This is a genomic window from Buttiauxella sp. (assembly GCF_035271705.1).
GTDB lineage: Bacteria > Pseudomonadota > Gammaproteobacteria > Enterobacterales > Enterobacteriaceae > Buttiauxella.
Genome location: NZ_DATERI010000075.1, coordinates 1 through 13,927 on the forward strand (window position 1 = coordinate 1; position 13,927 = coordinate 13,927).

Annotated in this window: 13 protein-coding genes and 5 pseudogenes; 9 read left to right on the forward strand and 9 right to left on the reverse strand. The window is 47.9% G+C overall.

Annotation, left to right across the window (positions count from 1 at the left end):
* Nucleotides 1–35: 35 nt before the first annotated feature.
* The gene (locus VJY99_RS06475) at nt 36–926 is read right to left on the reverse strand and encodes an AraC family transcriptional regulator (RefSeq protein WP_324117249.1); all 891 of its coding nucleotides are present in this window, start codon (nt 924–926) and stop codon (nt 36–38) included.
* A gap of 165 nt (nt 927–1,091) precedes the next feature.
* On the opposite strand from VJY99_RS06475, the gene VJY99_RS06480 reads away from it, so the two are divergent.
* Nucleotides 1,092–1,847 (forward strand): SDR family NAD(P)-dependent oxidoreductase, encoded by a 756-nt coding sequence (locus VJY99_RS06480; RefSeq protein ID WP_324117250.1) that lies wholly within the window; start codon nt 1,092–1,094, stop codon nt 1,845–1,847.
* Nucleotides 1,848–2,569: 722 nt separating this feature from the next.
* Here the strand turns inward: VJY99_RS06480 and VJY99_RS06485 are convergent.
* Nucleotides 2,570–3,023: pseudogene (locus VJY99_RS06485) on the reverse strand (GNAT family N-acetyltransferase).
* 187 nt (nt 3,024–3,210) lie between these two features.
* On the opposite strand from VJY99_RS06485, the gene VJY99_RS06490 reads away from it, so the two are divergent.
* The gene (locus VJY99_RS06490) at nt 3,211–3,813 is read left to right on the forward strand and encodes a site-specific integrase (protein WP_324117251.1); all 603 of its coding nucleotides are present in this window, start codon (nt 3,211–3,213) and stop codon (nt 3,811–3,813) included.
* A 289-nt stretch (nt 3,814–4,102) separates the two neighbouring features.
* Here the strand turns inward: VJY99_RS06490 and VJY99_RS06495 are convergent, their stop codons facing one another.
* A complete protein-coding gene (locus VJY99_RS06495; RefSeq protein WP_324117252.1) occupies nt 4,103–4,498 on the reverse strand; it encodes a RidA family protein in 396 nt (131 codons plus the stop codon).
* Between the two features lie 144 nt (nt 4,499–4,642).
* Here VJY99_RS06495 and VJY99_RS06500 point away from each other — a divergent pair, with 144 nt between their 5' ends.
* Nucleotides 4,643–5,239 carry a TetR/AcrR family transcriptional regulator gene (locus VJY99_RS06500; RefSeq protein ID WP_324117253.1) on the forward strand — a complete coding sequence of 199 codons (597 nt, stop codon included), beginning with the start codon at nt 4,643–4,645 and terminating at the stop codon, nt 5,237–5,239.
* Between the two features lie 254 nt (nt 5,240–5,493).
* Here the strand turns inward: VJY99_RS06500 and VJY99_RS06505 are convergent, their stop codons facing one another.
* On the reverse strand, nt 5,494–6,378 hold the full coding sequence (locus tag VJY99_RS06505) for a LysR family transcriptional regulator (protein WP_133522847.1): 885 nt from the start codon (nt 6,376–6,378) through the stop codon (nt 5,494–5,496).
* Between the two features lie 262 nt (nt 6,379–6,640).
* Here VJY99_RS06505 and VJY99_RS06510 point away from each other — a divergent pair, with 262 nt between their 5' ends.
* The 4 genes and pseudogenes from VJY99_RS06510 (at nt 6,641) to VJY99_RS06525 (ending at nt 9,984) form a co-directional block, all read left to right on the forward strand.
* Nucleotides 6,641–7,699, forward strand: a complete 1,059-nt coding sequence (locus tag VJY99_RS06510) for an alpha/beta hydrolase (protein ID WP_324117260.1) — start codon at nt 6,641–6,643, stop codon at nt 7,697–7,699.
* Nucleotides 7,700–7,773: 74 nt separating this feature from the next.
* Nucleotides 7,774–8,967 carry an MFS transporter gene (locus VJY99_RS06515; RefSeq protein WP_324117254.1) on the forward strand — a complete coding sequence of 398 codons (1,194 nt, stop codon included), beginning with the start codon at nt 7,774–7,776 and terminating at the stop codon, nt 8,965–8,967.
* A gap of 216 nt (nt 8,968–9,183) precedes the next feature.
* Nucleotides 9,184–9,324, forward strand: a pseudogene (locus VJY99_RS06520) (integrase core domain-containing protein); the annotation flags it as partial.
* 159 nt (nt 9,325–9,483) lie between these two features.
* The gene (locus VJY99_RS06525) at nt 9,484–9,984 is read left to right on the forward strand and encodes a hypothetical protein (RefSeq protein ID WP_324117255.1); all 501 of its coding nucleotides are present in this window, start codon (nt 9,484–9,486) and stop codon (nt 9,982–9,984) included.
* Between the two features lie 360 nt (nt 9,985–10,344).
* Here the strand turns inward: VJY99_RS06525 and VJY99_RS06535 are convergent.
* From VJY99_RS06535 to VJY99_RS06550, 4 genes and pseudogenes are all read right to left on the reverse strand, one after another.
* A pseudogene (locus VJY99_RS06535) lies at nt 10,345–10,536 on the reverse strand (type II toxin-antitoxin system prevent-host-death family antitoxin); the annotation flags it as partial.
* A 119-nt stretch (nt 10,537–10,655) separates the two neighbouring features.
* On the reverse strand, nt 10,656–10,928 hold the full coding sequence (locus VJY99_RS06540) for a hypothetical protein (RefSeq protein WP_324117256.1): 273 nt from the start codon (nt 10,926–10,928) through the stop codon (nt 10,656–10,658).
* A gap of 52 nt (nt 10,929–10,980) precedes the next feature.
* Nucleotides 10,981–11,193 carry a hypothetical protein gene (locus tag VJY99_RS06545; RefSeq protein ID WP_324117257.1) on the reverse strand — a complete coding sequence of 71 codons (213 nt, stop codon included), beginning with the start codon at nt 11,191–11,193 and terminating at the stop codon, nt 10,981–10,983.
* A 206-nt stretch (nt 11,194–11,399) separates the two neighbouring features.
* A complete protein-coding gene (locus VJY99_RS06550; protein ID WP_324117258.1) occupies nt 11,400–12,053 on the reverse strand; it encodes a hypothetical protein in 654 nt (217 codons plus the stop codon).
* A gap of 419 nt (nt 12,054–12,472) precedes the next feature.
* On the opposite strand from VJY99_RS06550, the gene VJY99_RS06555 reads away from it, so the two are divergent.
* Both VJY99_RS06555 and VJY99_RS06560 read left to right on the forward strand, forming a co-directional pair.
* The gene (locus tag VJY99_RS06555; RefSeq protein ID WP_324117259.1) at nt 12,473–12,700 is read left to right on the forward strand and encodes a hypothetical protein; all 228 of its coding nucleotides are present in this window, start codon (nt 12,473–12,475) and stop codon (nt 12,698–12,700) included.
* Nucleotides 12,701–12,878: 178 nt separating this feature from the next.
* Nucleotides 12,879–12,993: pseudogene (locus VJY99_RS06560) on the forward strand (transposase); the annotation flags it as partial.
* A gap of 64 nt (nt 12,994–13,057) precedes the next feature.
* On the opposite strand, the pseudogene VJY99_RS06565 reads toward VJY99_RS06560, so the two are convergent.
* Nucleotides 13,058–13,213, reverse strand: a pseudogene (locus VJY99_RS06565) (transcriptional regulator); the annotation flags it as partial.
* Nucleotides 13,214–13,927: the final 714 nt, after the last annotated feature.

Here is a 13,927-nt window from a genome sequence, read left to right on the forward strand (position 1 = left end):
TCATAGCTGTTCGTTGAAAAAGCCCATTTCCCTTTTTATTTCTGAAGAGAGCGGGTTCTGAGCAGCCTGATATCTCGCCCTGGTGGAATATCAAACATTCGGGCATATTCGCGGGTAAACTGAGAAACACTCCTATAACCAACAGCAGAAGCTGCGTGAGTGATACCCACGCCATTTGTCAGCATCTGATTTCTGGCATGAATCAGGCGGAGCTGTTTCTGAAACTGCAGAGGCGTCAGCGTGGTGAGTGACCGGAAATGTTGATGGAATACCGACACACTCATGCCTGCTGTGCTGGCAAGTTCTTTGATTCTTATTGGTTGCATAAAATCATTTCGCAGTACTGCTATTGCGCGGTTTATTCGGCCTGCGTGACTGTCCATTGCGCCAAGGACCCTGATGGCTGCCCCGTGCTCACTTCTGAGCAACCAGTAATGTAGCTCACGTATTAAACCCTTACCGAGGATATTGAGCGCTTCATGTTCTCGGAACAGCTTTACCAGACGGCATGCGGTATCTGCCACATCGGTACGGATCGGTTCAACATGGATACTGTTCGAAGAGTGGCTTTTCTCAACCGGCATAGCAGCCTTAAGTTCACGCAGAAGCTCAATATCCAGTTCCAGAACAAGTGAATAATAGGGCTCGCTGACACTGGCCTTTGTTATCAGGCTCATTGTCGGTATATCAGCGGATATTACCATCGCTTCTCCGGGGCCATATTCAAAGCTGTCAGAGCCGGTTGTTACTCTTTTACGTCCCTGCAACAGCATAGCTACTAACGGCTTTGATATTGCCACCTGCAACTCCCCAGGATGGAGGGAACGTACAATAGTCACTCCCTGAGCAGGCGTGACAGTTACACCGTTATGACCAGAACACTCATCTGCATAGTGACGGCAGAGATTCAAAAGTTCGTTATTCATGCAGCGTTTTCAGGCAAGAATAGATGCAGTCATTATGGCTTTCATCGAAAAAAAAACACCATAAAAATATTATCAGGCAAAAAACACCCACTATCAGGCAAGGCGGCACTCATGAATTCCCATACTGTATATGGACCAACAACACAGTCACAGTAAGGACATATCATGAGCAAAATCACTCTCGTAACAGGGGCTAACCGTGGCCTGGGTCGTAATACCGCACTCTCTATTGCCGAACGTGGCGGTGATGTTATTGTTGCCTACAGAGGCAACGAAAAGCAGGCAAAAGAGGTTGTTGCTGAAATCCAGCGTCTGGGACGTAAAGCTGTCGCACTGCAGCTTGACCTGAGCAACAGCGCGAGCTTCCCCGCATTTGCTGACATACTGCGCATCCAACTTTCAGAGGTTTGGGGTCGCGATACATTCGACCATCTCATCAATAACGCAGGTCATGGTGAGTTTGCCATGCTGGCAGAGACGACGGAAGCGCAGTTTGACGGACTGTTTGATGTGCATGTTAAAGGGGTATTTTTCCTGGTACAGGCGCTTCTGCCTTTGCTGGCCAATGGCGGACGCATCATCAACTTCTCTTCCGGCCTGACTCGCATCTCCTATCCTGGTTTTTCAGCCTATTCAGCAGCAAAGGCTGCTGTAGAAATGCTGAGTGTCTATATGGCCCGTGAACTGGGTCAACAGGGTATCACTGTTAATACCGTTGCACCCGGCGCGATCGAAACCGATTTTGGTGGCGGACTCGTGCGGGACAATTCGGATGTGAATGCTCAGTTTGCCGCCATGACTGCTCTCGGCCGTGTCGGTGTCCCCGATGATATTGGTCCGATGATAGCCAGCCTGCTGCGAGAAGATAATCGCTGGGTTACCGCACAGCGCATTGAAGTCTCAGGCGGACAGACCATCTGATACTGAGTATATCCGTCCATATCAAAGAATACGCCATTCCCATATGGCGTATTCCTTTTAAAAGTGGAGAATAACAGTGCCAAAAATCATCATCCCTGCTCCCTCAGGCACATTTGACATTGATGCCCGCAGGGACGTTTGCTCTGCACTGACAGAACTGGCGCTGGACTGCGAGCATCTGCCTCAGTCTCCGTTTGTCAGGAGTACAGTCTGGACTTATTTCAATGACTACGCCGCTGATGCTGTTTTCATGGGCGACTCTCCTGCCACCCTGCGAGTGGTTTCAGTCCAGATACACATTATTAAAGGGGACTTGATGACACAGGTAAGCGCCGCCTGATTCAGGGGACAACGACAATCGCCGGACGATACTTCGGAACGCATACCGGGTTGATGCCAGTCTATGTCGTCATCCATGAATTCCCGGAAAGTAACTGGGGAATATTTGGTGACAATGCCGATCTTGAAGCACTACGCTCATCCCCTCCTGATGCGGCGGCACTTTAACCGGAGGCAAATAGGATAGTTTGCCAGCAGGCTAATGAAAAACTGTCCGGTCAACGACCAGCACAGATTGTAACGCGTGCCGGTTTCCCCGCAGTGCCATTCGGTAAAACTCCGGTGAAGGCGATTTTAACCAAATAGGATTTACCGCCAGCGGAGTTTTTATTCTTGCTTTTTACAGAGTTCACAACGGCGAAGTGCAATCACAAAACATCATTTCAGAGTTGTAAGGACTTCGCAAAACACACCACCTCTTCTCGGCCTACGTATGGTCCATAATTCTCTATACGTATGTATCCGTTTTTCTTATAAAAATTAACAGCCTTACGGTTAATATGTCGCGTTTCAAGCCAGAGTTCGTTATATCCCATGCTCTTCGAGGTTGTTTCCAGGAAGGTCAGCAAGGCGCTACCAATACCGGGAAATACGGTCCGAAAACATCCTTTTAAGTTCAGCTATATTTTCAGTTAACGGTCGAATAGCTCCGCATCCTACCGGTTTTCCCCTGCTGTCCTTCGCCAGGACCCACAAAGCTCTGTCCTCATTCACTGAGTCTATTATGAAGTTGCTTTTGCCATTATCGCCGGTAATAAAAGCGAGTTCTGCGGACAGTTTTTCTATTAAGTGACGAGAGTCTGGAGAAAGTGGATCTGATTTCTCTACGGTTATCATGCCAATACCCTTTTTAATCGTATCCCTCAAGCCAGAAGCAGATGATGACACAGACGTCATCCTTCTAATGATAATGCTGAGTAAATAGCTAGTAGCATAACCATCTAAGCGGATATGCCCTTGAGTCCGCTTCTCGCTCATGAGGGACAATCATACTTAAATCTCCTACATTGCAGGAGGTTTGGGCATGAACACGTCACCGTGGAACAAAAATCGTATCATCGGACAAAAAAGACCGCTTCAGATATCTCATATCTGGGGGATTCGAATCAGACTTGAACTGGAAGGAAAAACACGCGATCTAGCCCTGTTCAACATGGCTTTAGACAGTAAACTTAGGGGCTGTGATCTGGTAAAACTCAAAGTATCAGATGTTGCATATGGCAGTTCTGTTTCGAGTAGAGCAACGGTGTTACAACAGAAAACCGGTAGCCCCGTCCAATTCGAGATAACCAAAGGGACAAGAGAAGCAGTTGCAGCGCTAATAAAGCTGAGCAACCTGCATAGTAAAGACTACTTGTTCCAATCTCGGGTCGGTTCCTGCCAACACATTTCAACCCGGCAATACAACCGTATTTTTCATGGATGGGTAGAAAAGCTTGGTCTCGAAGATTCGCTGTACAGCACACATTCCATGAGAAGAACAAAACCTTACCTGATATACAAGAAGACCAAGAATCTCCGGGTGATCCAACTTCTGTTGGGTCATAAGAAACTAGAAAGCACAGTGCGTTATCTGGGCATTGAAGTCGATGATGCGTTAGAGATCTCTGAGTCGATTGAAGTCTAAGGTTGTCAGGGCTGCAACAGCAGCCCTGTGCCAGGAGCCGAAGTTACTAAAGATCTATCACTGTCAATTCAGGCGAGCATATGCCCTGAAACAGTGTTTCACTGTGGCTAGTTTCCTGTTGCAAAAAGTTACCGCATTAGCGATGCAATGCCTGTAAAACCGAGTTGATGACTAACGTTACGCACAGTCAATCAGACAGGAACTGGAAAAGTAACGGGGTAGTTTCCCCGTAACCTCCGGGAATTCAAGTTCATATTATTGCCATACACGCAGGAATGAGTTTGCATTCCTATTGCGCTGGAATTCTGGCAATCACCTTAATTTCAAAGTCGAATCCCGCAAGCCAGTTCACACCAACGGCAGTCCAGTTTGGATAAGGAGGCTTGGGGAAAATAGACTGTTTAACCTGCATAATCGTCGAAAACTGATTTTCCGGATCAGTATGATAAGTCGTGACATCGACCAGGTCATCAAACGTACACCCTGCCGCTGTAAGAGTGGCCTCCAGATTATCAAACGCAAGCCGCACCTGCGCTGCAAAATCAGGCTCAGGTGTACCGTCGCTGCGACTACCCACCTGACCGGAAACAAAAAGCAAATCGCCCGAACGGATCGCGGCGGAATAACCGTGCTCTTCATAAAGAGCATGGCGATTAGCAGGGAAAACAGGTTCACGATGGATCATGGAGATTCCTTTGATTAAGTCAGTATGAAATGCGGGATGCATAGTGCGTACGATTGATTTAATATACGCGCCGTATGTTAAATTAAGCACACATACGCAGCGTATGTCAAATAACATACGTAGCGTATGTCACAAGGAGTTCGTATGGCTGCAAAAAGCCGCGCCGAAGTAATGGAAGAAAATCGCGCAAAATTGATTACGGCAGCGCGAAAAGCATTTGCCGAAAAAGGTTTTGCAGCCGCATCAATGGATGAGTTGACGGCCAGCGTGGGCCTGACACGTGGAGCGCTGTACCACAGTTTTGGCGATAAAAAGGGGCTACTTGCGGCTGTTGTCACCCAGGTCGATGGTGAAATGGCGCTACGTGCTAAAGCTGCCGCTGCTACTGTGGGTGATGACTGGGAAAAGCTAGTGGCTGAGGGGATCGCCTATATTAAGATGGCGATGGACGCAGAAGTACAGCGCATCGTTCTGCTTGATGGCCCGGCTTTCCTTGGTGATCCTACGCAGTGGCCAAGTCAGAATAGCTGCCTTGAATCCACTCGTCAGAGCATTATAAAGATGATCGAAAGCGGTGTAATCAAATCGGTAGACGCGGATGCTACTGCACATCTGTTAAATGGTGCCGCGCTGAATGCCGCCCTGTGGATAGCTGCCAGCGACGATCCGCAGCAGGCACTGCCAAAAGTTATCGAGGTGTTTACATTACTGGTAAGTAGCTTACGCAATAGCTCCAGTTAACCATAATGAATACGCACCTGGAGTGAAGCGAGCAAAACCTAATAGTTGTCGAAAAAGAGAATAAGTACATCTGATCTGACAGTGAGTTATATGCCAGTACTTTCATATTACGCGGGTTTTCAACGTCCGCTCCTCGCTCATGAGGGACAATCATACTTAAATCTCCAACATTGCAGGAGATTTGAGTATGAACACGTCACCGTGGAACAAAGAGTGTTGTCTCCAGGATTACCGGGGCGGTTCATCTTCATCCCTTAAATTCTTAATGTCTCGATAACCGCTCGCAGAGCGGGCGACACATTGCGGTGAGGATAATAGAGAAATGAGCCTTCCAGGCGCTCGCTGTAGCGTTGTAAAACTCTGATAAGCGAACCCTGTTCTAAATCATCAGACACCAGCTCTTCCGGGATATAAGCCAGTCCCAGGCCCAGCCTGGCTGCTTTGGCTTCCATATAGCTGTCTGCGAAAGCCCACTGCCCCTGCGGCCGATGGGTGATTTTTTTACCATCCTGGTGAAGTTCCCATGCGTACAGGCTTCCGTCACCAAACTGATAAGCGATACAGGGATGCACCGCTAAATCTGCGGGGACTTGCGGAAAGCCATAGCGACGAAAATGCTCAGGGGTACCCACAATGGCCATCTCCATATCGGGCGTAATGCGCACTGCGACCATGCCCTGACCTACTTCGGGCCCAAGACGGACGCCCGCATCGAATCTTTCCTCGATAATATCGACGAAACGACTCTCGTTCATGAGTTCAAGCCGGATATCAGGGTAGCGCAGTTTAAATACCGCAAGCTTTGGCAGAAGGCATTTATCAATCGCGTGCTGGCTGGCATTGATACGTACCGTGCCAGAGGGCGTCTCGCGATAATGCGCCAGCGTGGCAAGGCCAAGATCTAACGTATCAAATCCGGACTCCGTTTTTTGATAGAGCTGCTCCCCCGCTTGTGTCAGCGACAGCTTACGCGTGGTGCGCACCAGTAGCTGGACCCCAAGTCTTTCTTCAAGCTCACGAACAGAACGGCTTACCCCCGATTGAGCAAGCCCCAGTCTCTGGGCCGCAGCTGTAAAGCTGCCTTCCCGTACCACCTGCATAAACAAATAAAGCTCGTTGTAGTTCTCCCTTTTTGCCATTGATTTACTCCCCCCACGAATGACGCCAGTGTCAGCATTGATTTATAACAATATGGTATTAATTTTAGCAATTTTCACCCTCTAATCAGCACTAGTTCTGCTAACTACAATGAACCCATCAAAACAAAGCACAGCAGTGTTGTCCGTAGGAAACCTGTATCTCTCTATTTTCATGAGGATTTTTATGAAAGCTTTCACCCGAACGCTTAAAACCGCGATGCCTGCCATGCTGCTATTCGCATCATTAAGTGGAGTCACGACAATGAGTTATGCAGATTCAACCAATCCGAATGCCCCTGTTTCGATGTTCGATAAATGGGACAAGACGTTCGCCGAGAGCCAGAAAGTCGATCATCGTAAGGTCTCGTTCCAGAATCGATATGGGATTACTTTAGTAGGCGATCTTTACCTGCCCAAAGATCGCGGCGATCGCAAGCTGGCAGCGATTGCTGTCAGCGGGCCTTTTGGCGCGGTGAAGGAACAATCCAGCGGCCTGTATGCGCAGACGCTGGCGGAACAGGGATTTGTTACCCTGGCGTTTGATCCTTCTTATACAGGTGAGAGCGGTGGCTATCCGCGAAACGTCGCTTCACCGGATATCAACACTGAAGATTTCAGCGCGGCGGTGGATTTCTTAGGGCTGCAAAAAGAGGTGGATCGCAACCGTATCGGGCTGCTCGGTATTTGCGGCTGGGGCGGCATGGCGTTGAACGACGCTGCGATGGATACCCGCGTTAAAGCGGTGGCCACCAGCGTGATGTACGACATGAGCCGGGCGATGGGCCATGGTGTGGGTGATGGCAAAGACCGTTATTCCACCGCCGACCGTCGTGCTGTTCTGCAGTATCTGAATGAACAGCGCTGGAAGGATGCGCAGAGCGGAACGCTCGCTCACGGTACCCATGATATTAACGTCGACAGCAACGGCAAGGCCAGCGCGGGCGAGCGCATTCTGCCAGAAACGCTCCCGGCGGATCCTCATCCGGTACTGAAAGAGTTCTTTGATTACTACCGCATGCCGCGTGGTTTCCATGCGCGTTCCGTGAACTCTACCGGGGCGTGGACGGCAACGATGCCGCTGTCGTTTATGAATATGCCGCTGCTGAGCTACGCCAGTGAAATCACCATCCCGACGCTTATTGTGACCGGTGAGAAAGCTCATTCACGCTATTTTGCTGAAGATGCTTACAAGGCGGTCGGCAGTAAAGACAAAGAGCTGGTGGTGGTTCCTGGGGCAAATCACGTGGATCTGTACGATAACGTTGCCGGAAAAATACCTTTCGCGAAATTCGAACAATTTTTCCAGACCAACCTGAAATAAACCCTCTCCTGAATTGATGAAAAGCCACCTGTCTATGATGGGTGGCTTTTATCCTGATCTTCGTGAATTTTACTATGTCGATACTAAGCCAAACACCATCACCCCATCATCAGCACGCGTACTGGGGCGGTATTTTTGCCATGACCCTGTGTGTCTTTGTGCTGATTGCATCGGAATTTATGCCCGTTAGCCTGCTTACGCCGATAGCCCGTGATTTAGGCGTAACGGAAGGGCTGGCAGGGCAGGGAATTGCTATCTCTGGCGCGCTGGCCGTCCTGACCAGCCTGACGCTTTCAACGCTGGCCGGAAATGTGAATCGTAAGTTCTTGCTACTGGGAATGACGGTTCTGATGGCCGTATCGGGAATAGTTATCGCCATAGCGCCCAACTATCCGGTTTATATGCTGGGGAGGGCTCTGATTGGTGTCGTCATCGGTGGATTCTGGTCAATGTCGGCTGCAACCGCCATTCGGCTCGTACCGCAGCAGCAGGTTCCCCGGGCGCTGGCGATATTTAACGGCGGGAACGCGCTGGCTACCGTTGTGGCTGCGCCGCTTGGCAGCTATTTGGGAGCGACAGTCGGTTGGCGTGGGGCCTTTTTATGTCTCGTCCCCCTTGCGATAGCCGCGTTCATCTGGCAATGCATCAGCCTGCCTCCGATGGAAAGCGATAAAAAACAAATGCCAAAGGGATCTGTGCTTCGTCTGTTCAGCGTCTCCATCGTACCAACAGGACTGCTGGCCTGCGGACTCTTCTTTATGGGGCAGTTTGCCTTATTTACCTACGTGCGCCCCTTTCTGGAGACCGTAACCAGCGTGGGTACTTCTGGCCTCTCCCTGATTTTACTCGCAATTGGCGTAGCAGGTTTTGTCGGCACAATAATCGTAACGACATTCCTGAACGCAAGGTTTTATCAGACCTTAATCATGATCCCTCTGCTTATGGCAGCGATTGCCGGTATGTTACTGTTGGTCGGACATAACATCTGGGCTGTTGCCGTTTTGCTAAGCCTGTGGGGGCTGCTTGCGACGGCTGCACCAACGGGATGGTGGACATGGATAGCACGGGCTCTGCCCGAAGATGCAGAGGCAGGTGGTGGTGTCATGGTTGCGGTTATCCAGCTATCGATTGCACTTGGTTCAACTGCAGGAGGTCTGGTATTCGACAGTCTGGGATGGCGAAGTGCTTTTGGCTTGAGTAGTTTGTTACTTCTGGGAGCGGTAGCGATGACATTTGTCACATCCCGTCAAAAATGTAAGGCGCACTAGCGCAATCCATTTATTTCTGGCGAGCTCTTTGTCATGGCATACGGCAGAGAGCCGAATGTCTGCTGTTCGCTCATAGCTGCCCGTCAATTTGGGTTGCTCTGTCTCGCTTTTCTGTTGGAAACGACCAGGTAATTTGCGAACAGGTAGTCAAGTAAAATGCGAATGGGCGATCAAGTGAATGCGAATACCCAGCGGAGCACGCCGCAGACAGATTCCAATGAACACTGGTTCAGTGATGTCATCCATGTGAGGAAAATCATTAATGAATGGTGGCAGAACAATAACGAATGTCGACCACATTCAGCGCTGAATTATTTGATGCCATCTGAATTTGCATCGGGGTGGCGAAACGGATAATTTGGGAGTAAACAAACCGACATTATTAACTGAGAGCTGTATCTAATCCTGGGGGCAGGTTAATGAAACTATGCTGTATCTGGCTTGCAGGGTCATTGTCTGGATTAAAATTCCATTGGGTCAGGCTCTAAAGCTTCAAACTTTAAAAGCGAGGGTGAAATGAGAGTATTTATAGATACAGAGTATTCAAATAAAGAAAACCCTGAGCTTCTCAGTTTGGGAATGATAACAGAAAATGGTGAAAAGTTTTTTTACAAGCAAATTCATGAAATTGACATGAAAAATCTGTCCAATTTTTCATTGACTTATGTATTGCCTAATTTCTCTCCAGAACACTTTTTACCTCAATCTTGTTTTAAACAAGAATTGACAGATTGGTTTGCAAATTTACCGCGCTCAGTTATTCTTGCGGCTGATAGCATCATTGATGTTAAGTTTGTCATAAATTTAGTTGGATACCCTTCTAATTTAAATCCTATGTGGCTTGATCTTAAAAGTTTAATCGATACCACCGTTTATCATAATGCAGTGTGTCAATATCATAATGATGATAGACCGTGGCATCATGCACTATGTGATGCTGCTGCACACCGGCAAGGTTGGTTAGCGTGGATGGCAATAAATAAAAAATCGGACAGACATATGCTAAGAAAAATCTAACGACTCACGACAGATAATGTATCCACTTTATTGTTAAAAATTCGTCGCCAAAGAGTAAGTGTAAAGGCATTCCTTCTGTTGAAATATCCTTCGTTTTACGATGACATAGCCCTCTTATCGTTAATTAACTTTATCCAGATCAAAATCTGGATCATCCTGCAGGGGCCGCGCGGCTTTGTTGCATAAATAGGATTGAGATAAAATATTCCCCTGTGGTAATCCCCCCGAAACCCGGTGGTGACCGTCAGTTGGTTTTCCCGAAGGCAGTGGGATGCTTCGTTCAGCGACAGCAGCGGGTTTCGCCCCGGACGCTCGACCCATCAGGCAGTGAAACAGGCTCAGGACTACATCAGGTTGTTTTCATCGTGTAGATAGCGCCGTGTATACGTCGCCGTGGGTTTGCATGATTTCGGCAAACTCAGCATCGAGCACGGTTTTGCGGTAGCGGTCAAATTCTGCTTTGCTAACGATGACGACGGGTTCACCGTTGCGGCGCGTGACTTCCACCGGGTCGCCAGCGGTTGCCATTTCAAGAATAGCAGCGAAATTTTCACGGGCATTGCTTTATGTATAGCTGTTCATAGTGAACCCTCGACCTTTATTGTACATTTAACTGGTCTGGTGCAGGCATGAAGGTAAAAATACCCACCGGTTAAACATGCCTTCCTTTTTCAGTGAAAATAGATGTTCGGCTTATGATCTATCGGGAATGCCACCCCATCATAATTCATCATCCCTATGCAGATCAGGTGGCACAAATGGCGCGCCTGACGACGTTGAGGTCGGGTATTGGTGAGACTATTCCACCATGCCGGGTTTTTCTTTACGTCGATATACCCGCTTTCAGGACAGTATTCGCGTGACCGCGCCCAGGGTTTTCCGTAGAACAACGGGCGAATTTTCCCGTCTTTGCTACGGTCTTTGACGCGGTGTTTAATTGACATATTCAGGCTCCTATAAAGGTCACCTGAACCGCCCCCATGCGTAATAATGCATTTAATCCTCGCGATAAACTGCCATGGCACGTAGCTCCTGAATGCCCGGACCGTGATGCCGGCGTTGATGCCCGCACATCCAGCAGGAACAGGCCTTCGGGGTGCGGTAATGAATTCCCCGATGGCGTGGACTGCCATTGCCGTTAGTATTATCGGTTCTGCGATTGTGCTTCATTCGCGCCATGTGATGACGGCGTAATGCTCGTGTTTTCATTTTCTGATCTCCAAATCAGTGCGGCCATCAACCGCACGGGTATGAGATCAGGGAAGTATGATTTTTTCATCGGAACAGCCTCCTTTCAGGGGCGTCTTTATCATGCCGGAATTCAGTTTCTGAATTGATCCCGGGTCAATCAACGATACTGAGACCTGCTGTCGTTAAGCAGACTTAATTTTTCGGGTAGACATCTCCGGAAGTCCTTATGTTTCAAAAGAAACGCATTCCGGCGAACACCATTCGCACTCTCCACGTAAACGAAAATCCGTTATGGCTTCTTCAATCACTTGCTGACTTAACGAAGTCACGTCAACGATGATTCGTAGTCCTAGTCCATACGTGAAACCGTGTAAATATTGATAGCGGCGGTGGACCTCGGGAGGGGTATCCCGGGCAATTTCTTCCTCACGTTTTTGAACATACTGCGAGAAGGTGAGCCCGCCGAAAGCACGGTATCCCTTAGATTGACGGTCGATTAACGTATGGCTCACGATTTCGCCATTTGCATTATAGTCGGGCCGGGTTTCTCTTTGAAATTCACTGTCACGTTCCTGCTCACTGAGTAACCCATAGGCTTCATCAAATGCGCGGGACTCAACAGCGTCATTAAAAGCGACCTGTGCGGTGATAATTTCCGCATTCCAGAATTCAGCCGGATCACGCCCAATGAAATAGATGTCGCTCCAGCCCCAGACCCGGTCAGGGTTATCATATTGACTGATGTCACATTCATCATAAAACAGGCCACCACAACGGTAGCGTTCTTTATGTATAAGATTTTTGAGAGCAAGGACTTTCTTACGACGGCATCGTCGTGAGAGGGAAGTAAAATTACGATGTTTGCGATGAAGCGACATGGAAACTCCTTACCGGTAAATACCCTACGCGGCTGGAAGAAATCCAGCCGCGTAGGGTATCAAAATTTGTTCTGGATGAGAAGTTGTCCTGGCATGTTTCGGTTTATGGCCGGGAGGCCCGGTTGCCGGGATGAGGGGAATCACTGATTCTGATTATCGCCCAGTTGCTCTCCTCGATAAGACGGCCCTTGATTAGGGTGTAATATCACGGTTGTTTTCGCCGTCATACCTCACCTTGTCGATAAGTTGCGTAGCGCCAGAACATCAATGGAGTTAAATTGAGGCTAATATAATCGTGAAAAAAACGTGTTTTTGAACAACCCGCACTAAAAGGAAACTCATGCAAACGACAAACACTGGCGCACGTTGGTTAGAGGCGGCTGACACCTTGTAACTATTCATAGTTACGAGGTTAAAAAATGGCTGTATTCAACAAGACAAAAGACAGAAACGCCGACGGTAGCCCGAAGCGCAGGCCGAAGAAATGGGATAAGTGGGCGCGTAATCCAGGCTGGTTTAATCGGATCTACAACACGCCCCGCCACAGAACCAGCGACCGGCTGAATATCGCTCTCGTGATGCACGGCACTGACCCGGATGGTATTTCCTGGAGCATCCATACCAGACCCAAGGTATTTTACTGGTAAGAAAAACGCTCAAGGTGCGCATTGGGTTGATGTTGTGGATATACCATAGATAAAGCCCGCCGGCGGAAATTCGAGACGGGCTTTTACTTTTCTGATCGCCACCCTATAGACCTGCTCCCCATTGATTAACACACCGTGATGTTAGTAATGTTTTCATCAAACGCATGAGGACAACTCTATGAAGAAGCGTTTATCCGACGAACAGATTCATCAATATCCTTCGCGAAGCTGAAACTGGCGTTTCTGCCCGTGAACTTTGCCGTAAGGACGTCATATCCGCCCCCACCTTCTACATCTGACGTAGTTCAGCCAGCGATCAATACTATGACCGGAATGCATCCAGATGACATCTGGCTATATCGGGTAGTGTTTCTTCTCATACTGTTCAATTCTCTGACACAGAGACTCAAAGTAATCGCCCTCTGAGGTACCAGGAGTCGGTTCATTGTCGAACATTGGCTCCACCTCCCTTAACACAGCTTCGTATTCTTCTTCGGATTCAATGGGACGCATACAATAGCTCCTGTTTCTAGACGGCACTGTTGGAAATAGTATTCAGTGTCGCATTTGATAACATGCAACCCCGCTTTCTCACCCGAGAATCTGATGAATCCTTTTATTATGGACATCCCTTGGGGGAGGTGCGTCTGGTGAACAAGGTCCTTGGAATTTAAGCGCTTTGTTCGAAAATAAGTGCTGGTTTGCGCGCCTGTTTGCGACAGTGCCAAATACACGCATCTGTTATTGATTACCTATCTTTCATAATAAGATCACGTCTGGCAAAACATTAGACATGTTGCCATTGACTCACCATAGAGAAGTTAATTCATTGTAAAATGATATGTCTTTTGTTGGTTTGTGTTTGAGCAATAAATGAAATAGTGGTGTTATAGTAATGAACATAAATGTCAGTCCATAAAAAATCATTCACATAACATTGACTAAACATCAACCAGTATGACATTGCAAATTAAAACCAAACTTCTTATCAATTTGTAATTTAATATTTCATCGATTGATCACTTGACCAAAGAATAACGTCTCGCGACTAATTCATTGATTATCATCGCTTGATTAATAATAAAACCATCCTTTAAAAACAACATAATAAATATTTAATTATAAATTTTTGGTAAACCACCATCCTTTATTCACATGTAACTGAATATGTATATTTGACAGACTCAGATCAATGATGTGAATAAAATCACAATTATTAGAGTAATT

What these genes read in the sequence shown, in the direction of transcription:
- VJY99_RS06550 (WP_324117258.1), bottom strand. Translation starts at nt 12,053, where the DNA reads ATGTCGCTTCATCGCAAACATCGTAATTTTACTTCCCTCTCACGACGA.
- VJY99_RS06475 (WP_324117249.1), bottom strand. Translation starts at nt 926, where the DNA reads ATGAATAACGAACTTTTGAATCTCTGCCGTCACTATGCAGATGAGTGT.
- VJY99_RS06480 (WP_324117250.1), top strand. Translation starts at nt 1,092, where the DNA reads ATGAGCAAAATCACTCTCGTAACAGGGGCTAACCGTGGCCTGGGTCGT.
- VJY99_RS06555 (WP_324117259.1), top strand. Translation starts at nt 12,473, where the DNA reads ATGGCTGTATTCAACAAGACAAAAGACAGAAACGCCGACGGTAGCCCG.
- VJY99_RS06500 (WP_324117253.1), top strand. Translation starts at nt 4,643, where the DNA reads ATGGCTGCAAAAAGCCGCGCCGAAGTAATGGAAGAAAATCGCGCAAAA.
- VJY99_RS06510 (WP_324117260.1), top strand. Translation starts at nt 6,641, where the DNA reads ATGAGTTATGCAGATTCAACCAATCCGAATGCCCCTGTTTCGATGTTC.
- VJY99_RS06495 (WP_324117252.1), bottom strand. Translation starts at nt 4,498, where the DNA reads ATGATCCATCGTGAACCTGTTTTCCCTGCTAATCGCCATGCTCTTTAT.
- VJY99_RS06490 (WP_324117251.1), top strand. Translation starts at nt 3,211, where the DNA reads ATGAACACGTCACCGTGGAACAAAAATCGTATCATCGGACAAAAAAGA.
- VJY99_RS06540 (WP_324117256.1), bottom strand. Translation starts at nt 10,928, where the DNA reads ATGTCAATTAAACACCGCGTCAAAGACCGTAGCAAAGACGGGAAAATT.
- VJY99_RS06515 (WP_324117254.1), top strand. Translation starts at nt 7,774, where the DNA reads ATGTCGATACTAAGCCAAACACCATCACCCCATCATCAGCACGCGTAC.
- VJY99_RS06525 (WP_324117255.1), top strand. Translation starts at nt 9,484, where the DNA reads ATGAGAGTATTTATAGATACAGAGTATTCAAATAAAGAAAACCCTGAG.
- VJY99_RS06505 (WP_133522847.1), bottom strand. Translation starts at nt 6,378, where the DNA reads ATGGCAAAAAGGGAGAACTACAACGAGCTTTATTTGTTTATGCAGGTG.
- VJY99_RS06545 (WP_324117257.1), bottom strand. Translation starts at nt 11,193, where the DNA reads ATGAAAACACGAGCATTACGCCGTCATCACATGGCGCGAATGAAGCAC.